Below are 24,203 nucleotides of genomic sequence, written 5' to 3' on the forward strand. Positions count from 1 at the left end.
GCGGGCGCCGATCACCGTCGGGGGCTTGGGGTTTCGCGAGGACGTTCAGATGTTGTCGGTGGGGTGGGCGGCGGCTTCGGCGCGGGCTACCCAGTCGAGCCAGGGGCCCGCGCCGAGGCGGGGTTCGGCGTAGCCGTCGGTGGTGCGGACTATGCGGGTGCCGGGTTGTTCGAGCCAGCGGACCAGGAGGCCCGCCTCTTCCGGAAGTGCGCCCCGCAGAGGGGGATAGGCGGGGGCTTCGCCCGGGGCGGAGAGCAGAGGTGGGATGACGGTTTCGGCGGAGGCAGCCAGGCGGTCGACGACCGCCATAGGGGAGATGCCGCGGACGGCGGTGCCTGCCGCGGCCAGGCGGGCGTGGCGGATTACCGCGAATTGCCAGCCACCGGCGCCGTCGGGGTGGGCAGCTATCAGTTCGGGGATGGCGGCCAGGGCGGTGAGGCGCTGGGTGCGGCGGAGGGCGCGGATCACTGCCACGGTGCGGTCCCGCAGGCGGGCTGCGGCCTCGAAATGTTCTGCGGTGGAGAGGGTTTCGAGCTTGGCCGCGATCGAGTGGAGGAGGGCGTCGTCCGTGCCGGTGAAGAGGGCACGGAGGGCGGCGGGGGCTCGTTCGTATTCCTTTATATATAGGGGGCTGTTTTCGGCGCTCGCGGGGCAACCGCCGACTATCGCGGGCTGGCAATCGTGGCGGCCGTCGCGCGGGATGCGGGTGGTGCAGGTGCGCAGGCCCGCCTGCTCGGCGAGCGTCGCGGCGATCTCCTGGGCGTCGGTACGAGAGGTGAACGGGCCCAGCGCGTCCCGGGTGGGGGTGCGCGAGACGGCGAAGCGGGGGAACGGCTCGTCGGTCAGCGTCAGCCACCACGCGCGCTGCGGGAACTTGGAGCGGCGGTTGTAGGGCGGGGTGTGGGCGAGCAGCAGCCGGAGCTCACGGACGCCCGCCTCGAGCCCGTGCGCGCACTCGACGTGATCGACCCGGGTGGCCAACTGCACCATCTCGCGCATGCGCGGGCGGGTGTCGGAACCGGTGAAGTAGTTGCGGACGCGGCGGCGCAGATTCACCGCCGTCCCTATATAGAGGACTTCGTCCGAGGGACCGCGGAACAGATACACCCCGGGCGTCGCCGGAAGGTCCGCTGCCATCACGCGTTTGGCGCGCTGCCGCCGCGTCACCTCGGGCAGATAGTCGAGCAGCTCGGTGAGACTGTGCACCCCTTGATTGCCCACGCGCGCGATGAGCGCGTGCAACACGTCCACGGTCGCCTTCGCGTCGTCGAGCGCCCGGTGCGTCGGCCGGGTCTCCGCGCCCAGCAGCTGCGCCAGATACCAGAGCTTGGCCGAGGGCGCCTCCTCGCGCGGCAGCACCCGCCGCGCCAGCAGCACCGTGCACACGGTTTGGAAAGCGGGCCAGGGCAATTCGCAGCGCGCCGCCGCGGCCTTCAGGAACCCGACATCGAAGCGGGCATTGTGGGCGACCAACACCGCGCCCCGCGCGAACTCCAGGAACCCGGGCAGCACCTGCTCGATGCGCGGGGCGTCCACGACCATGGCCGTGGTGATTCCGGTGATCTGGACGATCTGCGGCGGAATCGCGCAACCGGGGTTGACGAGCGTGGCGAACTCCCCGAGCACCTCCCCGCCGCGCACCTTCACCGCGCCGATCTCGGTGATCGAGTCGCCCTCGGGGCTGGTGCCGGTGGTCTCGAGATCGACCACCACGAACGTCGTGTCGTAGAGCGGTGTCTCGAGCTCGTCGAAGGCCAGCTGCGCGGCAGGGTCCGGTCTCGGTGGCACTGACGGCAAGCTCGAAGGCACGGACGGCAAGCGTAGGCGCAGGGTCCGACAACTCGCGCCGGATCCGCCGGTCAGGGCCCGGAAATTCGGAGAATCACCCGGTCATAACGCTGTTATGCCTGACCTGGGGAAATGTCTGTATATAAGGTTGAGATTTTCGAGGCGAAATCCCCGAATTGCTGAAATATGCCAGACTGTGACCAGGGTCACTTTGATTCAGATTGTGGATCAATTTTGTGGAAGAGGCCGTTTGGTCCGGATCGGCGGGCGCGGTGTGCTGCTCCGCTGTCCTGCGGTCGGGCGTGTCGATCAAGCGTGTCGCAGATCCCCAGGTCGGAGCCCATGGCTCTGACGTCGTGTTATGCGGAATTCGTCGAGGTCGCGAGGGTCTCGAGCGCACTTTGGCTACCCGCCGGTAGCCATCGGGACGCTCTCTCGAAAACGGCCGTTGTTATCGTTTCGTGATTGCTGTGACTTAAGTCGCACCGAAATGTAGCCGCGTAACAATTTCGGTTCACGTACCGACCACCTCGGCTTTACAAAGCACCGTTATGTCCTCGTAATCTTCCTGAGACCTCGCGGAGTCCGACGCACCACCGGGTGCGGCGTCGCGGGGCAGATTGGAAGTACCTCACCATGGCGACCACCTCCTCCCAGCGACAGGTCCGGGGCATCACGCGCACCGCGCGCCGTGCCGCAGCGGCCGGAGCCGTCGGCGCTGCCACGCTGAGTGCGCTGCTGCTGCCCGCAACTCCCGCGTCGGCCCAGCCGGTCAACACTCCGGTCGGCACCTTCGACGTGCCCGACTCGATCCAGCTGCCGGCCATCCCGGGCGCCCCGGCGTCCATCCCGGTGAACATCCCCGAGATCCCGGGCATCGTCACCCCGCAGGGCCCCGGCCCGGCCGCCCCGGCCCCGCAGAACAATGTGCACCAGGCCGCGGTCGACGCCGCCATGAGCCGCATCGGCGACCCGTACGTGTACGGCGCCTCGGGCCCGAACGCCTTCGACTGCTCGGGTCTGGTCCAGTGGTCCTACGCGCAGGCCGGTGTCAACCTGCCGCGCACCAGCTACGAGCAGGCCGGCGCGGGCGCGCCCGTCTCCTTCGACGATCTGCAGCCGGGCGACGTGGTGTCGTTCTACGGCGGCAGCCACTCGGGCATCTACATCGGCGACGGCAATGTCGTGCACGCCTCGACCTCCGGTCAGCCGGTGAAGGTCGCCCCGATCTCGTCCATGCCGTTCGCGGGCGCCGTCCGCATCTAGATTCCGCAGCGGATTTCGACGCGGCGACCGTAATGCTTCCGTGGCCTGCTGGACACAAGCGGTCGCCGTTTCGTAATCTTATCGAGACCTTCTTGACCAGCTCGGGGTAAGAGAACGGGACGACAGCAACCGTGGCAGCGCAGCAGCGACCTCATCGGACACACGGTCAGCGGACCAGGCGACTGGTGGGTGAAGCACTCACGGTGGGCGCCCTCATGGTCGCCTCCTACGGCACGCTCGGCATCGGACCGGCCACCGCCGACCCGGTCGCCGCACCGGCCACCGCGGGCGAGGCGGTCCAGAAGATGATCGACCTCTCCCGGCAATCCGAGCAGCTCAACCAGCAGGCGCTCAATGCGCAGGCCGATCTCGACACCAAGCTGGCCGCGGCCGCCGACGCCGATCAGAAGGCCGCCGACGCCGCCGCCGTGCTCGGCGCGGCCAAGGGCGAGATCGCCCGCTACCGGCCGGTCATCGATCGCGCCGCCACTTCCGCGCTGCTCGGTAGCCGCACCAACCGGCTCACCTCGCTACTGGTCAGCAACTCGCCGCAGCAGCTGCTCGATCAGATGTCCATCGTGGATCTGGTGGGCACGCGCACGAATGATCAACTGGGCCAGTATCAGAAGGCCACCGACGCCGCCTCCGTCGCCGATGCCGCGGCGCGCTCCGCCGCCGAGGCCGCCCGCGCCGCCAGTTCCGCGGCCGATGCGGTCCGCTCCGATCTGGAATCCAAACGCGCTGCGCTGCAAGGCTCCATGGCCGGTGTCATCGCCGCGTGGGGTCAGCTCTCCGCCGGTGACAAGTCCGCGCTGGCGGGCTCGATGTTCCCGCCCGGCTTCGATCGCGACAGCCTGCTGCGGGGTCTGGTTCCCGGTTCCGGCACCAGTGCGCTGGCCGCCGGTCTCACCCGCGTCGGCGATCCCTATGTCTGGGGTGCGACCGGTCCCGATCAGTTCGACTGCTCCGGCCTCGTGCAGTGGGCCTTCCGACAGGTCGGCAAGAGTGTCCCGCGCACCAGCCAGCAGCAGTCGAGCTTCGGCACGCCGGTGGCCGAGAAGGACCTGCAGCCCGGCGATGTCGTCTTCTTCTACTCTGACATCTCGCATGTGGGCATCTACGCCGGCAATGGATTGATGCTGCACGCTTCGACTTTCGGCGTTCCCGTGCAGGTCGCGCCGATGAGCTCCACACCGTTCCATTCGGCGCGCCGGTTCTGACCCTGGACCGCGCATGAGTACGAGGTGGCCGCGCATGAGTACGACGAGGTGGCGATGAGCGCTCTGCGGCGGATGCGCGGCTGGTTGTCGGCGCGACGGCGATTCCAGTTCGTCGCCACGCTGGTCATGGTCACCGGCCTGACCGCCGCCTGCGGTGCGCTGCTCATGCTGCCGAACTCGGTGCTGCCGACCCTGCGCGCGGTGGTGCCGGGCCAGGACGGTCTCACCGCGACCGATCCGCAGGTGCCGCTGGTCAAGCGGACCATGGATTACTACGGCAAGCTCGTCGCCGATCCGGTGTCCACGGGGTCGGGTCGCATCGGCGTGGTGCTCGGTCATCCGGCGCAGCGGGCCGATATCGATGTGCTGGCAAGCGAACTCGCGGCGGCCACCAACGCCGTGACCGCGCTGTGGGGTCCGGACTGGAATCAGGCGCCGGTCGTGGTGGTCGCCTCCAGCCCCGCCGAATTCGCCGCGCTCACCCACGCCGTCGGTGACGTGCCCGCCGAGGTCGCCGCTTCCACCGTCGCCGACCCGACCCGTCCCGGCGCCGAATTGACCGGTCAGCGTGTCGTTTTCGGCCCCCAGGCCGGTCACCGCCTCGGCCCCGACGGCCTGCGCTCGGTGCTGCGCCACGAGCTCACCCACATGGCCACCCGCAAGATCACCGTCGACGGCTCGCCGATGTGGATGCTCGAGGGCGCGGCCGAATACACCGCCCACCGCGGCATGCGCCACCCGGTCACCGATATCGCGCCTACGCTCACCGCGCGCGCTCGCACCGGTGACCTGCCCGCGGATCTCCCCGCGGACGCCATGTTCGCCCCCGCCAGCGGCCAGGCCTCCCTCGCCTACGAACAGGGTTGGTCCGTCTGCGCTTTCATTGCCGACAAGTACGGCGACCCCAAGCTCGTCGACCTCTATCACCAGCTGGCGTCGGGCCCGAAGGACCGTGCCGCCCTCGAATCGGCCTTCCGTTCCACTCTCGGCACCGGCTACCCGGACTTCGTCGCCGACTGGCGCGCCTGGATCACCTCCCGCACCGCCGCGGGCGCGTAACCCACTCCGACCGCAACCCTTCGCTGGACGCGGGGTGCAGTAGGTTTGAGGCATGGGGCGAACTCTGCTGGTTACCAATGATTTCCCGCCGCGACCGGGTGGAATTCAGTCGTATCTGCACGCCCTGGCCCTGCAGCTGCCCGCCGACGAACTGGTCGTCTACGCGCCGCGCTGGCGGGGCGACAGCCATTGGAAGTTCGACGCGGAGCAGCCGTTCCAGGTGGTCCGGCATCCCACGACGCTGATGCTGCCGACGCCGCTGGTCGCCCGGCGGGCCAAGAAGCTGATGCGCGACGAGAAATGCGACCGCGTGTGGTTCGGGGCCGCCGCGCCGCTGGCGCTCATGTCGCCGGTGCTGCGCAAGGCGGGTGCCGAACGGATCATCGCCTCGACGCACGGACACGAGGTCGGCTGGTCGATGCTGCCGGGTTCGCGGCAGGCGCTGCGGGTGATCGGCGACCACACCGATGTCGTCACCTATGTCAGTAAATACACGCGCCGCCGGTTCTCGACGGCGTTCGGCGCGCAGGCTGCGCTCGAATACCTGCCGCCCGCCGTGGATTCCGAGATCTTCAAGCCGGACCCGGCCGCTCGGGCCGAACTGCGCGAGCGCTACGGGCTGGGGGACCGGCCCACGATTCTGTGCCTGTCGCGGCTGGTCCCGCGCAAGGGCCAGGACATGCTGATCACCGCCATGCCCGAGATCAAGAAGCGGATAGACGGGGCCGTGCTGGTGATCGCGGGCAGCGGGCCCTACGAGCAGAAGCTGCGCGCCTTCACCGAGGCCATGGGCCTGCGCGACGATGTCATCTTCACCGGCCGCGTCCCGGCCAAGGAGCTCGCCGCCCACCACACCATCGCCGATGTCTTCGCCATGCCGTGCCGCACCCGCGGTTTCGGTCTGGACGTCGAGGGCCTGGGCATCGTGTTCCTGGAGGCCTCGGCCACGGGAGTGCCGGTGGTGGCGGGTGATTCGGGCGGCGCGCCGGAAACCGTGCGCGAGGGCGAGACCGGCCGGGTCGTCGGCGGCCGCGACATCCAGGCCCTCACCGACGCCATCGTCGACATCCTCTCCGACCGCGAGGCCGCCGCCGCCATGGGCGCGGCGGGCCGCCAGTGGGTACAGCAGCAGTGGCGCTGGGACCTGATGGGCAAGCGACTACAGGAACTGCTGGACCCGAGCCTGCGGGCGCGCCACCCCGCCTGAGCGGCGGCCCCGGTCGGCGCGGGTCTGAGACCATTCCCATCCTGCGCTAGGCTCAGCCGCGTGAGCAGTATCCAGGTTGCCGATCAGACCTTCGTCGCCGCGCCGGGCACGGCCGTGGCCGAGGTGCTGGCCGATCGCGCCCGCTGGCGCCGCTGGTTCCCCGACCTGCAGTTACAGGTGCGGGAAGACCGGGGCGACAAGGGGATTCGCTGGACCGTCAGCGGCGGTGCGGAGGGCACCATGGAGGTCTGGCTGGAGCCCATGCTGGACGGCGTCATCATGCATTTCTTCATGCACGCCGAACCGCGCGGCGGCATAGCCGGTATGTCCGGACGTGAGCTGCTGGCCCTGAACCGGACCCGCCGCGTCGCGGGCAAGGTGATGTCCTTCGAGATCAAGGCCCGCCTCGAGGCCGGGCGCAAGGCCGGGGTCGCGCCCGCCGCCGTGCACTGACCCGACTGCTCGACGTCACAGACCGATCGCTCCGCGTCACAGGCTGAAAGGAAGCGTTGCCGACCATGGCCGATCGAACTCAGAGGTCGATCGTGATCGACGCCCCCTCGGATCGAGTGATGGCCGTCATCGCCGACCTGGAGTCGTATCCGGAATGGGTCGCCGCGGCCCGCTCGGTGGAAGTGCTGGACAAGTTCCCGGACGGTCGCGCCCGCACCGCCCGTTTCGTGCTGGATGCCGGGGTCGTGAAGGACACCTACACCCTGTCCTACACCTGGCGGTCCGACGGCCGCGCGGTGAGCTGGAGTCTGGTCGGCGGTGATCTGCAGAAGGCGCAGGACGGCACCTACGAGTTGATCGCGCTGCCCGACGGCACCACCCAGGTCGTGTACGAGCTGACCGTGGACCTGAACATTCCGATGATCGGCATGTTCAAACGCAAGGCGGAGAAGGTCATCACCGATACCGCCCTCAAGGAACTCAAGAAACGGGTCGAAGGCTGACCACCGGCGGTACCGAACGCTCGCCGCGCCCCGCCACCCGCGTCGAGCTTTTCATCGGCAAGGGTGGCGTCGGAAAAACCACATTGGCCTGTGCGACCGCCCTCGCGTACGCGCGTGACGGGCAGCGGGTCCTGCTGGCCTCCCTCGATCAGGCCCATTCCCTCGGCGACGCCCTGGGCTACCACCTGCGCCATGGCGCGGAGGCGGCCGTCGCCAGCTTGCCGCTGACCGTGTTCGACAGTCCCGCACCGGCATTCGCCGATGTCCGGGAGCCGGGATTCGGCGCGGCCGAGGTCGGGTATGCAGGAAGCTCGAATACCGATGCCGCGCAGGCGATTCCGGAGCTCGACGTCATCGAGGTGGATTCGCTTGCGCTGCTGGAGGATCGATTCCGGCAGGTGCTGATCATGGCCTCCGGGGCCGGGCATGAACACGGATTCGATTTGGGGGCACTGGATCCCGCCGAGCTGACCGGGCTGCCCGGCGTGCAGGAACTGCTCGCGCTGCTCGAGATCACGCGGTTCGCCAAGGATGTGCGCTGGGACGTGATCGTGGTGGACTGCCCGCCGTCGGCGGACATGCTGCGCATCGTCACCGCACCCGACACCGTCCTCGGCTATCTGGAACGGGTGTGGCCCGCGCACTCCCGCACCATGGAGGCCATCGGCGCCGACTTCCGCAAGGCCGTGCTGGCGGTGACCGTCGAGCAGATCGTGGCGGCGGTGACCGACGCCCGCGATCTGCTGGTGGACCGGACCCGCACCGGCGCGCGGCTGGTGACCGCCGCCGAGCAGGTGGCCGTCGCCGAATCCGCGCGCGTGCGTTCGGCGGCCGCCCTGCTGGGTATCCGGCTGGATGCCGTGCTGGTCAACAAGGTGCTGCCGGAGATGCCGGCACCCGAGGCCGCCGAGCCGTCGCATCCGGCGGTGCAGTGGTACTTCAACCGGCGTGGCGAGCAACTCGACGTGGTGACCGAGCTCCGCAAGCGCCTGCGCGGCGTTCCGGTGCAGGTCGTGGGCCATGCCGGGGCGGAGCCGGTGGGACTGAGCTCGCTGGCCGCGCTGTCCTACGCGGTGGACGCGAGTGGTAACTGGGTGGGATGGCGTCCGATCCCTATGCTTGGCACAGATGCGGACGGTGTGCTGCCCGTCCCCGCGGAGCCGGTGGTGCGGCTCGAGTCGGGCGCGGGCGTGCACTCGCTGTTCGCGATGCGCATGCATCTGCCGGTGGTCGATCCGTCGACCCTGCGGCTGGGACGAGTGGAGGACGATTTGATCGTGGGAGCGGACGGGGTCCGGCGGCGCTTGCGGCTGGCCCCGGTATTGCGGCGGTGCACGGTCGAGACCGCCGAACTCGACGGCGACCAGCTGGTGGTCCGTTTCCGGCCCGATCCGGCGGTCTGGCCGAAATGACCACGACCCACCCGCGTCCCGGCCATCCGGAGGAGAACCTCGGCGAATTCGCCGAGGAACTGCGGCTGCTCGCCGAGGCCGTGCTCGAACGCGTCGAACCGGTCTTGCGCCGCACCGCCTCCGACGGGCGTGTCGAATGGTCCAGCTGCAGCTGGTGCCCGGTGTGCGCGGCCGCGGCCATCGTGCGCGGTGAGCACCACGATGTGGTGGCCGCCATCGCCGATCACGGCACCGCCATCGTCACCGTGCTGCGCGAGGCGCTCGCGGGTGTGCCGGTGGAACCGGTGATCCCGCCCGACCTGGACCCGGATTCGCCGGAATACCAAGCCTGGCATCGGCATTCGCACTTCGCCGGAACACAGTCCGAGGCAACGGATCTGCCGTTCGCCGACGCCTACGCCACCGCGCGCGGCGAGGCCGACGCGACCGGCGCGGGCGAATCCGCCCGGGGTGCAGCGGAATCGGCTCATGCTCCGGGCGCGGGTCTGGCCGCGGTGTTCGCCCGCTTCCTCGCCGGTGCGCAGGGCCGCGCCGCCGCGCGAAAGCAGCCCGGCGGCAACGACTTCGGCGCACCGCCCGAGACCGCTGAGGACCCCTTCGGCGACGGACCGGGCGCAGCGCGCCAGCCGTCCGGCGACCATCAGCCCTTCGGCCCGCCCGTCGCCCGCCCCGCCGACGACCCCGCCGGTCGCCCGGCACCCGGCCGCGCATCGCGCCCCGGGGGTGGTCGACGCGCCAAGTACCAGTCCATCGACGTGACCATCAAGGCATGAGAGAGGGTGAGGACGTGCCGCTGACCGTGGGTATCGATGTGGGCGGCACGAATATTCGGGCGTCGGTGGTGGACGGTTCGGGCGAGGTGCTCGACACCGTGACCGCGCCGACCCCGCACTCGGCCCGCGCCCTGGAGGACGCGCTGGCCCGCGCGGTGCGCGAACTGTGCGGCCGCCACGCCATCGGCGCGGTCGGCCTCGCGGTCGCCGGATTCGTCGACGAGGACCGTGCCACCGTGCGTTTCGCCCCGCACCTGCCGTGGGAGGACGCGCCCGTGGCGCAGCGGCTCACCGACCGCCTCGGCCTGCCGGTCATCCTCGAACACGACGCCAATGCCGCGCTGTGGGCGGAGTACCGCTTCGGTGCGGCGGCGGGCGGGCGCAATGTGGTGCTGGTGGCCATCGGCACCGGCATCGGCGCGGCGCTGCTGATCAACGGCCAGCTCTATCGCGGAAGCTTCGGCGTCGCACCGGAACTCGGCCATCTGACGGTGGTGCCCAACGGCCGCGCCTGCCCGTGCGGTAAGCGCGGATGCTGGGAAAGGTATTGCAGCGGAACGGCTCTGGTCGACACCGCGATCGAATTCCTGGCCACCGACCCGCAGCGCTCCACCCTGCTGGCTCGCGAGGCCGGCCGCGATCCGGGCTCGCTCACCGGCCGCCGGGTCGCGGGCGCGGCCGAGGACGGCGATCCCGTCGCCCAGGAGGTGCTGGCCGACTTCGCCCGCTGGCTGGGTCTGGGCCTGGCCTTCGTCAGCGACATCTTCGATCCGGACCTGATCGTGGTCGCCGGCGGCGTGAGCAGCTCGGCCCCGCTGTTCCTCGACGACGCCCGCGAGCACTACGCGGGCTCGATCACCGGCGCCCGCCACCGCCGCCTGGCCCGCATCCGCACCGCCCAACTCGGCGAGGCCGCGGGCATGATCGGCGCCGCCGAACTGGCCCGCGCCGCCGTGGCCGCGGACCAGGACGCGGTGCCGGCGCGCGGTTGATTCGGTGCCGGCGCAGCGTTGACGAATTCCGGCCGGTCCGCGATCAATTCCAAAACTCGGGACGAAAGTCCCGACATGGGAGAAACCCATCACCACCAGTTGGTTACGGTGAGGACTCGGCGGTAGGGTAGGCAAGCAGTGGTGGTGCCCGCAACGAGGCCGGTCCCGGGTATCGAAACAGGGGAAAGGACGCAATGTTCTACTGGCTGCTGAAGTATGTCTTGGTGGGGCCGCTGATGCATCTCATCAACCGGCCGAAGGTTGAGGGCGTCGAGAACATTCCCGCCAAGGGCGCGGCCATTCTGGCCGGCAACCATCTGTCCTTCACGGACTGGCTGTTCACCCCGTTGATGAGCCCGCGCCGGATCACCTATCTGGCCAAGGCCGAATACTTCACCACCCCGGGTCTCAAGGGTCGGCTGCAGAAGTTCTTCTTCTCCGGCACCGGCCAGTACCCGATCGACCGGTCCGGTGCGGACGCGGCCGAATCCGCCCTCAACACCGCGCGCAAACTGCTCGGTGAGGGCCGCCTGGTCGGGCTCTACCCCGAAGGCACCCGCTCCCCGGATGGTCGCCTCTACAAGGGCAAGACCGGTGTGGCACGCCTCGCCCTGGAGACCGGAGTGCCGGTGATCCCGGTGGCCCTGATCGGCACCGACGAGGTGTGCCCGCCCGGTCCCTTCCGCTGGCGGCCGCGCAAGGTCACCGTGAAATTCGGTGCCCCCATCGACTTCTCGCGCTACGAGGGCATGGGCGGCAACCGCTTCGTCGAGCGCGCCGTCACCGACGAGATCATGTACGAGCTCATGCAGATGGGCGACCAGGAATACGTCGACGTCTACGCCGCCTCCCTCAAGAAGGGCGTCCCCTCCGGCAGCCGCCCCGACGAGGACCGCATCCCCCAGACCATGGCGGGCTGATCCCGCCCCAATCACACGGGCCCCGAGCGACATTCGCTCGGGGCCCGTTTGTCATCCCGGCGTGCTTTTGGCCGGGATCCACAGCAGTAGCGATGGATTCCGGCCAAAAGCACGCCGGAATGACGGGGTGGGTCTCAGGACGCCTGAATGCGTCGATATGCCTCGATCGCCTCGAACTTGGCGAGATTGTGGCGGGCGTCGGCGAGGGCGTCGTGCGCGTCCTTCGGCACCGGCGGCAGCGGCGGGCGGCCGTGCTGGTCCCAATGCTGGCGCAACTCATTGGTGTAGCGGGGGAGCGCGTTGGGGAGGTCGACCATGGAACCCCACAGTTGGCACAGCGCGACGTGGTCGTACGCGCCGACCCACGCCCACAGCTCCGGCTCGACACCCGGGCGGGGGACCAGAAACTTGTAGAGGTCGTCGCGGATCCGCTGGCGCGACCGCCACAGCGGCGACGACGGCGGGGGTAGCTTGGGAAGCACATTGCGGCGGACGAACGGCCCGGCCTTCTCGGGGTCGAATTCGGTGGAGACCGCGTAGAACTCGCGTCCGTCCTCGCACACCACCGCGATGGAGACGAGGTCGATGGTCTTTCCGTCCTCGATGAATTCCGAATCGTAAAAGTACCGCAGTGAGATGGGTCTCTCCTGACCTCGAGCTCGGGAAATGGATCCGGCCTGATCATACGGCCGCCGGGTGTGAGCAATCCCAGCCCTGGGGGTGGTCCACCGCACCAAGGTCGATCCGTATTCTGAACGGGTGAACTGGACCGTCGACGTACCGATCGATCGCTTGCCGGAACTTCCTCCGCTGCCCGCCGAGCTTCGTCGGCGCCTCGACGACGCACTCGCTCGCCCGGCGCTGCAGCAGCCGTCCTGGGATCCGGAGCAGGCCGCCAAGATGCGCACCGTGCTCGAGAGCGTGCCGCCCATCTGCGTGCCCGCCGAGGTGGAGGAGCTGCGGCTACGGCTGGCCGAGGTGGCGCGGGGTGAGGCCTTCCTGATGCAGGGCGGCGACTGCGCGGAGACCTTCGCCGACAATACCGAGCCGCACATCCGCGGCAATATCCGCACGCTGCTCCAGATGGCCGTGGTGCTGACCTACGGCGCGAGCCTGCCGGTGGTGAAGGTGGCCCGCATCGCGGGGCAGTACGCCAAACCGCGCTCGGCCGACACCGATTCGCTGGGCCTCAAGTCCTACCGCGGTGACATGGTCAACTCCATCGTCGCCGAAGCCGGTGTCCGCGAGCACGATCCGTCGCGTCTGGTGCGCGCCTACGCCAACGCGTCGGCCGCCATGAACCTGGTGCGCGCGCTCACCTCCGCCGGCATGGCCGACCTGCACAAGGTGCACGACTGGAACCGCGAGTTCGTGGCGCAGTCCCCGGCCGGCGCCCGCTACGAGCAGATGGCCACCGAGATCGATCGCGCGCTCGCCTTCATGAAGGCCTGCCGCGTCAACGATCCGAACCTGGCCTCCGCGCGGCTCTACGCCAGCCACGAGGCGCTGGTCCTGGACTACGAGCGCGCCATGCTGCGCCTGAGCGAGCACCCGGTCACCGGCGAGCCGGTCCTCTACGACCTGTCGGCCCACTTCCTGTGGATCGGTGAGCGCACCCGTCAGCTCGACGGCGCGCACGTGGCGCTGGCCAGCCTGATCGCCAACCCGATCGGCCTCAAGATCGGCCCGACCACCACGCCCGAGCAGGCCGTGGAATACGTCGAGCGCCTGGATCCCAACAACGAGCCCGGCCGCCTGACCCTGGTCGCGCGCATGGGCAATGGCAAGGTCCGCGACGTGCTGCCCGCCATCATCGAGAAGGTGCAGGCGACCGGCCACCAGGTGATCTGGCAGTGCGACCCCATGCACGGCAACACCCACGAGTCCTCCACCGGCTACAAGACCCGCCACTTCGACCGCATCGTCGACGAGGTGCAGGGCTTCTTCGAGGTGCACCACGCGCTGGGCACCCACCCGGGCGGCCTGCACATCGAGCTCACCGGTGAGAACGTCACCGAATGCCTCGGTGGCGCACAGGACATCTCGGATCTGAACCTCGAGGAGCGCTACGAGACGGCGTGCGACCCGCGCCTGAACACCCAGCAGTCCCTCGAACTGGCGTTCCTGGTCGCGGAGATGCTGCGCTAGGACCCGCGCGACGTAACAGAGCCCGGACCGTTGAAAACGGTCCGGGCTCTTACGTTTCCGAGCTCTATGGGAGTTAGGGAATCGCTACCAGGGTGATCGTCGCGCCGGGTTCGACGGTGTCGCCGGGGGCGGTGCTCTGGGAGATGACGATCGAGCTGTCATTGCTGGCGAGCTGCCGGACGGTGACCTGTAAGCCCAGGGCCTGCAGCTTGCTGCGGGCGGTGGAGACGTTGGAGCCCAGCAGATTCGGCATCTCGATCGCGGTGTTCACGATGAGTACCACACCGGAGCCGGATTCGGCGCTGGATCCTGCGGCCGGATCGGTGCCGACCACCGAACCGGATTTGATCTTCGGATCGAACTGGTCTCTGGTGGAACTGACGGTGAGACCGGCCTTCTGGAGCGCCGTCTTGGCTTCTTCGGCGGTCTTGCCCCGCACATCGGGCACCTTGACCGGCTGGGATCCCTTGCTGCGGTAGACCTTCACCTGCGCATTGGCCGGGAGGATGGTGCCGGGGCCCGGATCCACCTTGGCGACAGTGCCTTTCGGCGCCGTACTGCCCACCTCGCCGCCGTCCACGGGTGTCAGTCCCGCGTCCTTGATGGCCTTGTTGACCGATTGAACGTCTTGCCCGGCCTGCACATCCGGCACCTTGGGCTTGCCGCTCGAGACCAGCACCGCGACCAGCGAGCCCTTGGTGATTCTGGTCCCGGCGGGCGGATCGGTCCCGACCACATTGCCGACCGGGATGGCGTCGGAGGCCTTGTTTCGGGTCTCGGTCTTGAACCCCGCCTCCTGCAGCGTGCTGATCGCCTTGTCCTGGTTCATCCCCGCGATGGACGGCACCGCCGAGAATCTGCCGACCCCGAGCCACCAGCCGCCGATGCCCAGCAGCAGCGCCAGCGCGATCACCACGCTCAACCAGACGATGACCTTGCGCCGGGACTTGCCGCGATCCTCGATCAATTCCGATTGATAGCCGTGGTTTCCGGGCGGTCCCGGGGGCGGCTGCGGGGAGTAGTCGGGACGGTAGTCCGGCGGTATCTCCCGCGCCGCGGTCATCACCCGGGTGTGCTGCTGCTGCGGCTGCACCTTCACCGTCGGCGGGTCCACCGGTAGTCGCGTGGTCATATCCGCCGCGCCGGGAACCGACCGCGCGGGCTGTGGGGCCGCGGGCGCGGGCGTCGGCCCGACCCGGTACTTGGCGCTGAGATGTTCGGCCGACTCGGTCGGCGCGGGCACCCGATAGTCGGGCAGCTGCAATTCCCGTGCGATGCGCCGCAGTTCGCCCGCCATCTCGGTGGCGTTCGCGAAGCGGTGCATGGGCTCGCGGGCGGTGGCGTGCGCGACCAGCTCGTCGATCTCGGGCGGGATGCCGCCGATGAACCGGCTCGGGGACGGCACATCCTTCTCGACCCGCTGCAGCGCGATCGACAGCGAGTTGTCGCCGGTGAACGGCGTACGCCCGGTGAGCATTTCGAAGATGAGCACGCCCGCGGAGTACACATCGCTGCGCGCGTCGGCGGTGCCGCTGGTGACCTGTTCGGGGGAGAGGTACGCGGCGGTGCCGAGGATCACGCTGTCGGAGGTGATCTTCGCCTCGGCTACCGCGCGCACGAGCCCGAAGTCGGCGATCTTGACCTCGCCCGAATCGGAGATCAGCACGTTCTCGGGCTTGATGTCGCGGTGCACCAGCCCCGCGGAATGCGCCACGCCGATGGCGTAGAGCACCGGTTCGGCCACGGCGCGCACCGCGTGCGGCGGCATGGGCCCGCGCTCGCGCAGCAGTTCGCGCAGCGTCCCGCCCTCGACGAGCTCCATGATGAGGAACGGATGGTCGCCGTCCACGCCCTGGTCGTACACCGCGACCAGCGACGGATGCTTGAGCTTGGCCACGGCCCGCGCCTCGAGTTCGAAGCGGGTGAGGAATTGCGGATCGGAGGCGAACTTCGGATCCATCACCTTGATGGCAACCGGTCGGTCCAATCTGGTGTCCACCCCCCGGAACACCATGGACATACCGCCGCGCGCGATCGGCGCATCGATGCGGTAGCGCCCTTCCAGCATCTGGCCGATCAACTGCAACCCTTCCGATTCTCCGAATTTTCCGATTGACCGCCCGTGCGGCTCACCCGATGGTAGCCGCGTCGGGGTGTGATGCGACGGTGGCGACGCGAGAGACTACCGTGGTCCGCGTGAGTGCCTTTCCTTGCAGCGAAGACGTCCTGCCGGATTCGGTGACGCTGATCCCGTTGCCCGACGTGGCCGAGCAGCTGGGCATGGTGGTTACGCGAGTTCATCAGATGCTGCGCGACCATCAGATAATCGCCGTGCGCCGCGATGGCGTTGCCGGAATCCCGAAGGAGTTCTTCGACTCCACCGGCGCCGTTACCAAGCACCTGACCGGTCTGATCACCGTCATGCGTGACGGCAAATACACCGACGAGGAAATCCTCGAGTGGATCTACACCGAGGACGACACCCTTCCGGGCCGCCCGATCGACGCCCTGCACGGCCCGCTGGCCCGCGAGGTCATCCGCCGGGCCGCCGCGGATCCCTTCTGATCCGCCTCGTCATCCCGGCGTGCTTTTGGCCGGGATCCAAATAGATTCCGGCCAAAAACGTGCCGGAATGACGGGTCGCGGTCAGTTCCGCAGTGGACTGGCCGCGACGAATTCCCGTGCCGCGACTCGCAATCGGCGGTGCTGCGGCACGACGGCGCGGCGTGTGAAGACTGCGTAGTCGGCCCGCTCGATCTCATCCAGAATTCCGCTGTAAAGGGTGGCCGCCGTGCGGATCGCCGGGCGCACCCGCGGTGTGAGCAGATCGATACCCGGGATCGCGCGCCTATAGATGCCCCGATTGATCGCGATCAGATGGGCCAGCGCCCGCCGCACCCGCGGATCGGTCCGCCCGGATTCCCGGCAGTGGAACAGCAGTTCGGCGTCCACCCCGAACACCGCCAGCTCGTCGGCGGGCAGATACACCCGCCCGCGATCCAGATCCTCGCCGATATCCCGCAGGAAGTTGGTGAGCTGGAACGCTTCTCCCAGCGCCGCCGCGGCCGGTTCGGCATCGGCGACCGGGACCACGGTCCCCAGCACCGGCAGCAATTGCAGCCCGATGGCCGCCGCCGAGCCGCGCATGTACTCGCCCAGCTCGGCCAGGCTGGCGTAGCGGTCGCGGTATTGCGGCCCGCCGGGGATGTCCATGCGCATGGAGTCGAGGAACACCCAGAAGTGTTCGGCGGCAATCGAATACCGCCGGATGGTGTCGGAGACCGCGAGCAGCACCCGGGTCTCGGCACTGTCGTCCGCGTCGACGGGCGCGTCCACCAGCCGGGCTCGCAGTTCGTGTTCGATCAGATCCAGCCGGGCCGCGGATTCGGCCGCCCGGCTCGGCGCGTCGGCCGCGTCCACGATGTCGTCGACCAGCCGTGCGAAGGCGTAGAGCGCGTGCACGGCCGGTCTTCGCTCCGGCTCCAGCAAGCGGGTGGCCAGGAAGTAGGTGCGGCCGTGGGCGGCGGCGATGCGGCGGCAGTCCCGGTAGGCGCGGTCGAGCGGCATGGGCCGGTTCACACCGGGCCGGGCGCGGCGGTGCCGAGCTTCTCGGTCTGCGGCAGCGTCTCGATATGCGATTGCGCCGCACGCAGTTTCAGCGGATCCACGGTGCGCAGCGACCGCGCCGCCACCACCGCCACGAAGATGGCCAGCGTGCCGTGCACATACCCGGTCACGGGCGCGCCGTCGGGCTGGAAGATCAGCATGAGCCAGGTGCACAGGCCGACCAGGATCTGCAGCGTCCGGGTGGACAGCGCGAACGCGGCGGCCAGCGCCAGCGGCCACGAGTAGTACCAGGGCAGCGCGGCCGGGGAGAGGATCACGATGGTGACGAACGCGACCAGGATGCCGAGCACGGCCTCCTTCTCGCTGCTCTTGAACCGCCACCAGGCCCACCCCAGCAGGCCCACCATGACCGCCGCGCAAATCAGGCGGGTCACGTTCAGCACCGGGTCCATCTGGAACGGCGTCACCCAGGTGACGATGTGCGCCATGATGGTCGGCAGCGAGAGCCAGTTGATGATCTTCTTCGAGCCGGACAGCGCGGTGAGCCAGCCGATCTGGTGATCGCGCAGCCCGGTGGCCCAGGTGGCCATGGCGAACACGGCCGCGAACACGGCCACGCCCAGCGCGCTGATCTTGGCGAAGGTCAGGACCGGATGGGGCATCTCGCCCTCGTTCTGCGCGGCTCGGCGCTCGCGTTCGTGAATCATCCAGATCCACACCAGGAACGGCAGCGCCACGCCCGCGGTCGCCTTCACCGCCACGCCGACGGCCACGACCACGATGCCGGCCACGTGATGGTGTTCGAGCACCAGCGCGATGCCCGCGCACATCAGGCCGACCATGAGCATCTCGTTGTGCACGCCGCCGATCAGGTGGACCAGGACCAGCGGGTTGAGCACCGCCAGCCACAGCGCCGTGGTCGGCTTGCCGCCCAGATGCTTGGTCAGATGCGGGATGGCCCACACCATGAGCGCCAGGCCGGGCAGCATGACCAGCCGCAGCGCGATCGTGCCCGCCACCACGTTGTCGCCGGTGATGCTGGTGATGGCCCGCCCGATGAGCAGGAAGACCGGTCCGTAGGGCGCGGTGGTGTTGAGCCAGACCGGGCTCACGTTGTCGAGCACGGTGGCGGCGTTGGCGTGCAGTTCGGTCGGCCCGAACTGGTACGGGTTGATGTGGTCGCGCAGCATGGCGCCCTGCGCCAGGTACGAGTAGGCGTCGCGGCTGAACAGCGGCACCGAGAACAGCAGCGGGAAGATCCAGACGCCGACGATCACGCGCAGCTCGTTGAGGGTGACCTCGATGCCCGGCTGCCGCCCGATCACGATGCGCCCCAACCGCACCCACGCGGTGATCATGGCGAGCACGCCGATCCACACGAACAGCGACGACAGCACCAGCCCGTGCCCGAACCGCAGCCACGACAGGTGCATGGCCTCCAACAGCGGATCGCTGCGCCGGGTGCTGCCGGCGCCGAAGCCGCCGAAGGTCATCAGCAGCGCGCCGAAGAAGCCGAGGGTGGCCGAGTGTCCGGCGGGGCCGCGGACGAAGTCGGCGGCATGGTGCAGCCAGCCGTGCGCGGCGGCGTCGAGGGAGCTCCGGGTGGCGGCGCGGTCGGCCGGATCGGCCTGCGCGACACCGCGGGCGGTCCGCGTGATCGTGGTGTTCGCGGCGTCCGGAGTGGCGGAGTCCGTCTCGGGGGTCGGCATCGGCGGTCGTTCCCCCCGAAAAGGTCGGCGGCGGCGGGCCGCGGGTGATCTAAGGACGCGGTCAGTCTAGTGCTTGCGCACCGGCGCCACCGCTCCGGTGTCAAGTGATCGACTCCCGGCATGTCGCGCGTCACCGGTGATGCGCGCCGCTGCCAGTCTGCCCGACAACAGCACGGTCGGCACGCCGACGCCGGGCACGGTGCCCGAGCCTGCGAGAACGACATTCGCGCGGCCGCGCACCAGGTTTCGAGTACGGAACGGACCGGTCTGCCGGAACAGGTGTGCGGCCGAGAACGGGGTGCCCGCGAGCATGCCCTGCGCCTTCCAGGTGCGCGGGGTGTCCACGTGGTCGATCCAGAAGTGCTCCGAAATCCCTTGGTAGCCGCGCTCTTCCAGGGTCTGCAGGAGTTCGCGCAGGTAGAAGGGGGTGAGCTGGTCCCAGCCGAGCGGTGCGGCATCGAGATTCGGGCACGGGGCCAGCAGCGACAGTGGCTCGTAGCGGACAGTGTCGCGTAGATGCCCGGTCGCATCGATGTGCTGTTCGGCACGGTCGATGTAGAGCGTGGGGTCGGTGAGGGCGGGGCGGGTGAGCAGCAGGGAGGGATCGCTCATCAGCCGTCCGCGCCCGGGCCGGGCAGCGATCTCGGTGAACGTCTTGTCCCATTCCTGCCCGAAGTCGATGGTGTGATGCGCCTGCACCGGCCAGCCCGCGGCCACCTCGGCCGGAATTGTGCCGTGCGCCACCACCGCCGACGGTGAGGCCCGCAGGCCGCGCCGGTGCCGCAGCCCGAAGCGCGGCAGCGAGCCGAGGTCGGCGGTGACCACGACGGCATCGCAGTCGAAGACGCGGCCGTCGGCGGTGCGCACCGCCTCGGCCCGCTTGCCCCGGTAGTCGATGCCGATCACCTCGGCGTTGAGTTCGAGGGTGCCGCCCGCCGCCGTGAACGCGCGCCCGAGCGCCGCGGCGATGGCCCGCATGCCGCCTTCGGGGTAGTAGACGCCCAGGCAGGTGTCCATGTAGGGAATCGCGCCGTACACCCCGAGCGCCTGATTCGGCGCCATCCCCGCGAACAGGGCCTGGAAGCTGAACAGCCGCGCGAGCTGCGAATCCCGCATGATCGACCCGACTTTGGGCCCGAGCCGCCCGAAGGCGCCCAGTCGCACCAGCTCCGCCAGCGCGACGCGCTTCTCCGGAATCCGCACCATGTCCAGCGGCGATTCGAAGTTGGTGTCCATGAACTGCCGGAACTCGGCCTCGTACACGTCCTTCAGCCAGCCCCGCAGCCGCCGATACCGCCGAGCGGCCTCAGGTCCGCGCACCTGCGCCACCTCGGCCGCCATCTGCGCCTCCTCGGAGTAGACGCCGACCACGGACCCATCCGCGAACCGCGCCCGATAGGCCGGTGCCATCTCCAGAATCCGCAGTCCCACCGACTCGCGGGTCTGCCCGACCACACCCAGCACCTCGTCGATCAGCTCGGGCAGTGTGAGAATCGTTGCCCCGGAATCGATCTCATAATCCGGCCCCCGGTACCGCCCGACCCGCCCGCCGGCGTGATCGGCCCGCTCCAGCACGGTCACCTGCCGCCCGGCCGCCACCAGATGCAGCGCCGCCGCCAGCCCGGACAACCCGGCTCCCACGACGACCACCCGATCGGTCGGTCCCGCAACAGTTCTCATGCCACCACCACTCCCGTCATCCCTGCCCCGTCATCCCTGCCCCGTCATACCGGCGTGCATCCCTGCCCCGTCATCCCGGCGTGCTTTTGGCCGGGATCCACACCATCCGCGCGGCTCCTGCGGGTGCGGACTCCGGCCAAGGACACGCCGGAATGACGATGTGAGCAGACGCCTAATACGTACGCGCGGTGGCGGCCAGCGCCATCGCACGAAGTTGCCGCTTTGCCTCTGGAGTCGCGGTGCTCGCGTCCAGGGCGGTGAGGGCCTGGTCGGTCAGCGAGCTGATGCGCTTCTCGACCGCGTCGACCGCGCCGAGTTCGGTGAGGGCCGTGCGCAATTCGGTGACCCGTTCGGGGGTGACGTCGGTGCCCAGGCTGGAGCGGATGAGGTCCGCGACGGCCGGGGCGTCGATATCGGCGCGCTGCAGGGCCTCGGCGATGAGGACGGTGCGCTTGCCCTCGCGCAGGTCGTCGCCGGACGGCTTGCCGGTGACGGCCGGATCGCCGAAGACGCCGAGCAGGTCGTCGCGCAGCTGGAAGGCGATGCCGATATCGGTGCCGAATTCGCGGTAGGCGGCGACCAGTTCGGGGGAGGCCCCGGCCAGCGCCGCGCCCATGTGCAGCGGGCGTTCGATGGTGTAGGCCGCGGTCTTGTACCGGTTGATGCGCAGCGCCGCCTCGACGGTCTCGTCCCCGGCGGACTCACCGTGGATGTCGAGCAGCTGCCCGCCCAGCACCTCGGTGCGCATGGCCGCCCACACCGGGGCGAACCGCGCGGCCGCGTCGTCGGGCAGGCCGGCGTCGCGGGTCATATCGTCGGCCCAGGCCAGCGCCAGATCGCCGATCAGCACCGCGACACTGATCCCGTAGTGGTCCGCGTCGCCCCGCCAGCGCTGATCCCGGTGCCGCCCTTCGTAATCCACGTGCACGGTCGGGAAGCCGCGCCGGGTGCGCGAGGAATCGATGATGTCGTCGTGGATCAGCGCGCACGCCTGCACCAGCTCCAGCGCCGAACACGCGGTCAGCACCGCGTCCGCCTCCGGATCCTCCGGGCTGCGCCCCGCACCCAGCCACCCGGTCCACGCGAACGACGGCCGCGTCCGCTTGCCGCCCCGGATCACGAAGTCCTGCAAGGCCCGTGCCGCGTCCACGAACACCGGCCCGAGCGGCTCCACGATGGGTTCCCGCGTCACGAAGAAGGCCCGCAGCCGCTCTTCCACGGCGGCGACGACAGAGCCCGCGCCGACCGGGTGGCGGGTCGGGGTACCAGGTCCGGCGGACAGGGGAGCCTCCTTGATGAGTGCCGTACTGCGGCGATGCCCGAGCCTCGCTGACCGGCTTTCCCCCCGGGGCCGACCTGATCGCGATCCGCTCGAGCCAGCGCGCGAGACTTCGCCCCCGACAATACCCAGCACCCACCCAGCCTCAGGAATCGGTCATACCGCCGCCCGGGCCGCTTCCGCCTGCTACCCCACCTCCCGTTGTCGCGAGCATCTCTCGACGTCCGGCCCGGAGCCGCGGCAGCCGAGGTGAGGATCGATTCGCCGAGTGGCACACCAGCGAGGGGATTTGTCGGATTCGGCCACACTGGTGTGCCACTCGGCGCAGGGGAGCGGGTCTCACCTGCTGGGATAGGTGCGGGGCGGGGTTCGGTGGCCGGTTTCGCCCCGTAAAATGTCGGCGTGAGTTTCGACAATGTACGGGGATATTCGACCCCTGGCCGAGTTTCCCGCACGCCTCGAGTGTCCGGAACTCGCTCCGTCCTCGAACAGCTGGGGCCGCGGCCCGATGGGTCGATCCCGTTCTCGGTCGAGTTCAATCCACCGCGTGACGCCGCCGGTGAGGCGCGGTTGTGGCGCGCGGCTCGGGAGTTCGAGCGGCTGCATCCGGCGTTCGTGTCCATGACCTACGGCGCTGGCGGGTCCACTCGCGACCGTACGATCCGGGTCACCGGGCAGCTGGCGCGCGAAACCACGCTGCTGACGGTCGCGCATCTGACCGCTGTCGATCACTCTGTCGCCGAGCTGCGTTCGATCGTGGGCGCGTACGCGGATTCGGGCATCCGGAATCTGCTGGTGCTGCGCGGCGATCCGCCGGGCGATGTGCTGGGGGAGTGGGTCAAGCATCCGGAGGGCGTCGAGTACGCCGAGGACCTGGTCCGCATGGTGCGTGATCTGGGCGACTTCCACGTCGGCGTGGCCTCGTTCCCGCAGGGGCACCCGCGTTCGGGCGACCTCGACGACGACACCCGCTTCCTGTGCGCGAAACTGCGTGCGGGCGCGGAGTATTCGATCACCCAGATGTTCTTCGACCCGGAGCACTATCTGCGCCTGCGGGATCGGGTCATCGCCTGCGATCCGGTCGAGGGCGCCAAGCCGATCATTCCGGAGCTCATGCCGATCACCTCGCTGCGCACCGTCGAGCGCGCGGTGGAGCTGTCGGGCCGCGAGCTGCCCGCCAAGGTGATGGAGCGGCTGCGCAAGGCCGCCGGTGACGGTCCGGAGGAGAATCGCGCCGCGGTCCGCGAGGTCGGCATCGAGATCGCCACCGAGATCGCCGAGACGCTCATCGCCGAGGGCGCGCCCTGCCTGCACTTCATCACCCTGAACTTCGCCAAGGCCACCGGCGAAGTGCTGGCGAACCTGGGCTACACCATGTCGCCCGCCCCGGCCCACGCCTGACCGATCCTCGACCAGGCCTGAACAAGTGACCGGCACACCGGATCAAATATCCGGTTTTCGCTGGTCAGCGGAGTAGCGTCCCCCTCGACCCGTGACCTCGAGGGGAGCCACCCATGTCCGCGTTCCACCACCTCGTCCGTCTCGCAGGCGCTTTCGGCGTCTGCGCGGTCCTGACAGCCACCGGTCCGGCAACCCTGACCGGCACCGCGGCCGCGGCCCCCGCCGACCGCCCGAACACCGGCGCCGCCGCGCTCACCGCCGACGCGGCCGCGGCATTGGCCGCGATCACCAGGGCTGACACCGCGGCCCCCACCGACTGGCTCTCGGCCTACGGCCAAACCGTCGATGGATTGCAGACTTTGGGCATCCAGCCCTTCCTCTATCCGACCGCCGCGCCTTTCTGCTTGGGCGGCACCACGCTGGGTCTGGCCCCCGCAGTCGCGGGCACCATCCCCGGCCCGTGGCCGCGTTACGCGGTTTCCATTCCCGGCCTTGATCTTTCGGCCGTCAAGGCGGGCCAGGCCATGTTCGCGTTCGTCCCTTACGGCATCAGCCCGGACAGTGCCGACACCTCCGGCATGCAGGTCGCCTGGGTCAACCTCACCACCGGCCGCGGCGGTTTCGTGCCCATGGGCCCGCTCTCGCAGGTCCTCAACGCGATGATCCCGCCGCAGGTCCCGAACGAGTTGCGCCCCATGGTCGAACAGGCCGTCCGCGATTACTTCACGGCGGCCCTGCCGGTCGGCGGCGTTCGCGTGGTCCCGGTCAATACCGGCTCCGGCACGGTGCTGGCCGCCATGTTCGGCACGGTCCGCAACGGGAACAC

At 69.4% G+C, this 24,203-nt stretch carries 21 protein-coding genes; 14 read left to right on the plus strand and 7 right to left on the minus strand.

Annotated elements, in window-relative coordinates; translation table 11 throughout:
• Positions 1-45: 45 nt before the first annotated feature.
• A complete protein-coding gene (locus tag ON43_RS11820) occupies positions 46-1,797 on the minus strand; it encodes a DEDD exonuclease domain-containing protein (RefSeq protein ID WP_051178297.1) in 1,752 nt (583 codons plus the stop codon).
• 627 nt (positions 1,798-2,424) lie between these two features.
• Between ON43_RS11820 and ON43_RS11825 the strand changes: the two genes are divergently transcribed.
• From ON43_RS11825 to ON43_RS11870, 10 genes are all read left to right on the plus strand, one after another.
• Positions 2,425-3,054, plus strand: coding sequence for a C40 family peptidase (locus ON43_RS11825; RefSeq protein ID WP_040806841.1), 630 nt, complete (start codon positions 2,425-2,427; stop codon positions 3,052-3,054).
• 215 nt (positions 3,055-3,269) lie between these two features.
• Entirely contained in the window at positions 3,270-4,274 is a 1,005-nt protein-coding gene (locus ON43_RS11830) for an NlpC/P60 family protein (protein WP_051178301.1), read from the plus strand.
• 24 nt (positions 4,275-4,298) lie between these two features.
• On the plus strand, positions 4,299-5,333 hold the full coding sequence (locus ON43_RS11835; protein WP_083913337.1) for a peptidase MA family metallohydrolase: 1,035 nt from the start codon (positions 4,299-4,301) through the stop codon (positions 5,331-5,333).
• A 52-nt stretch (positions 5,334-5,385) separates the two neighbouring features.
• Complete coding sequence (locus ON43_RS11840; protein WP_040806847.1) at positions 5,386-6,540, plus strand: glycosyltransferase family 4 protein; 1,155 nt, start codon at positions 5,386-5,388, stop codon at positions 6,538-6,540.
• A gap of 60 nt (positions 6,541-6,600) precedes the next feature.
• The gene (locus ON43_RS11845) at positions 6,601-6,993 is read left to right on the plus strand and encodes a hypothetical protein (protein ID WP_040806848.1); all 393 of its coding nucleotides are present in this window, start codon (positions 6,601-6,603) and stop codon (positions 6,991-6,993) included.
• A 65-nt stretch (positions 6,994-7,058) separates the two neighbouring features.
• On the plus strand, positions 7,059-7,496 hold the full coding sequence (locus ON43_RS11850; RefSeq protein WP_040806877.1) for an SRPBCC family protein: 438 nt from the start codon (positions 7,059-7,061) through the stop codon (positions 7,494-7,496).
• Between the two features lie 83 nt (positions 7,497-7,579).
• Positions 7,580-8,908 (plus strand): ArsA family ATPase, encoded by a 1,329-nt coding sequence (locus ON43_RS11855; protein WP_051178298.1) that lies wholly within the window; start codon positions 7,580-7,582, stop codon positions 8,906-8,908.
• Complete coding sequence (locus ON43_RS46155) at positions 8,905-9,681, plus strand: hypothetical protein (protein WP_245568550.1); 777 nt, start codon at positions 8,905-8,907, stop codon at positions 9,679-9,681. The genes ON43_RS11855 and ON43_RS46155 overlap by 4 nt, the downstream gene beginning before the upstream one ends.
• Positions 9,678-10,673 (plus strand): ROK family glucokinase, encoded by a 996-nt coding sequence (locus tag ON43_RS11865; RefSeq protein ID WP_040806851.1) that lies wholly within the window; start codon positions 9,678-9,680, stop codon positions 10,671-10,673. Before ON43_RS46155 ends, ON43_RS11865 begins: the two co-directional genes overlap by 4 nt.
• A 194-nt stretch (positions 10,674-10,867) precedes the next feature.
• Entirely contained in the window at positions 10,868-11,593 is a 726-nt protein-coding gene (locus tag ON43_RS11870) for a lysophospholipid acyltransferase family protein (RefSeq protein WP_040806854.1), read from the plus strand.
• 134 nt (positions 11,594-11,727) lie between these two features.
• Here the strand turns inward: ON43_RS11870 and ON43_RS11875 are convergent, their stop codons facing one another.
• Positions 11,728-12,225 carry a polyadenylate-specific 3'-exoribonuclease AS gene (locus tag ON43_RS11875; RefSeq protein ID WP_040806881.1) on the minus strand — a complete coding sequence of 166 codons (498 nt, stop codon included), beginning with the start codon at positions 12,223-12,225 and terminating at the stop codon, positions 11,728-11,730.
• 127 nt (positions 12,226-12,352) lie between these two features.
• Between ON43_RS11875 and ON43_RS11880 the strand changes: the two genes are divergently transcribed.
• Positions 12,353-13,741 (plus strand): class II 3-deoxy-7-phosphoheptulonate synthase, encoded by a 1,389-nt coding sequence (locus tag ON43_RS11880; RefSeq protein ID WP_040806856.1) that lies wholly within the window; start codon positions 12,353-12,355, stop codon positions 13,739-13,741.
• 73 nt (positions 13,742-13,814) lie between these two features.
• On the opposite strand, the gene pknB is transcribed toward ON43_RS11880, so the two are convergent.
• On the minus strand, positions 13,815-15,821 hold the full coding sequence (gene pknB, locus ON43_RS11885; protein ID WP_040806886.1) for a Stk1 family PASTA domain-containing Ser/Thr kinase: 2,007 nt from the start codon (positions 15,819-15,821) through the stop codon (positions 13,815-13,817).
• A 116-nt stretch (positions 15,822-15,937) separates the two neighbouring features.
• Here pknB and ON43_RS11890 point away from each other — a divergent pair, with 116 nt between their 5' ends.
• Positions 15,938-16,306, plus strand: a complete 369-nt coding sequence (locus ON43_RS11890; protein ID WP_040806888.1) for an Rv2175c family DNA-binding protein — start codon at positions 15,938-15,940, stop codon at positions 16,304-16,306.
• Between the two features lie 81 nt (positions 16,307-16,387).
• On the opposite strand, the gene ON43_RS11895 is transcribed toward ON43_RS11890, so the two are convergent.
• From ON43_RS11895 to ON43_RS11910, 4 genes are all read right to left on the minus strand, one after another.
• Positions 16,388-17,308 carry a phytoene/squalene synthase family protein gene (locus ON43_RS11895; RefSeq protein ID WP_040806890.1) on the minus strand — a complete coding sequence of 307 codons (921 nt, stop codon included), beginning with the start codon at positions 17,306-17,308 and terminating at the stop codon, positions 16,388-16,390.
• Between the two features lie 8 nt (positions 17,309-17,316).
• Positions 17,317-19,017, minus strand: coding sequence for an alpha-(1->6)-mannopyranosyltransferase A (locus tag ON43_RS11900; RefSeq protein ID WP_083913338.1), 1,701 nt, complete (start codon positions 19,015-19,017; stop codon positions 17,317-17,319).
• 66 nt (positions 19,018-19,083) lie between these two features.
• Positions 19,084-20,697, minus strand: coding sequence for a phytoene desaturase family protein (gene crtI / locus ON43_RS11905; protein ID WP_040806857.1), 1,614 nt, complete (start codon positions 20,695-20,697; stop codon positions 19,084-19,086).
• 172 nt (positions 20,698-20,869) lie between these two features.
• Positions 20,870-21,979, minus strand: coding sequence for a polyprenyl synthetase family protein (locus ON43_RS11910; protein WP_051178302.1), 1,110 nt, complete (start codon positions 21,977-21,979; stop codon positions 20,870-20,872).
• 459 nt (positions 21,980-22,438) lie between these two features.
• On the opposite strand from ON43_RS11910, the gene ON43_RS11915 reads away from it, so the two are divergent.
• Together ON43_RS11915 and ON43_RS11920 are read left to right on the plus strand one after the other, a co-directional pair.
• Positions 22,439-23,377, plus strand: coding sequence for a methylenetetrahydrofolate reductase (locus ON43_RS11915; RefSeq protein WP_040806858.1), 939 nt, complete (start codon positions 22,439-22,441; stop codon positions 23,375-23,377).
• Positions 23,378-23,490: 113 nt separating this feature from the next.
• Positions 23,491-24,203: hypothetical protein (locus tag ON43_RS11920; RefSeq protein WP_040806859.1), on the plus strand; the 713-nt coding region annotated here is incomplete at its 3' end.

It is taken from the genome of Nocardia concava NBRC 100430 (assembly GCF_000308815.1).
Taxonomy (GTDB): Bacteria; Actinomycetota; Actinomycetes; order Mycobacteriales; family Mycobacteriaceae; genus Nocardia; species Nocardia concava.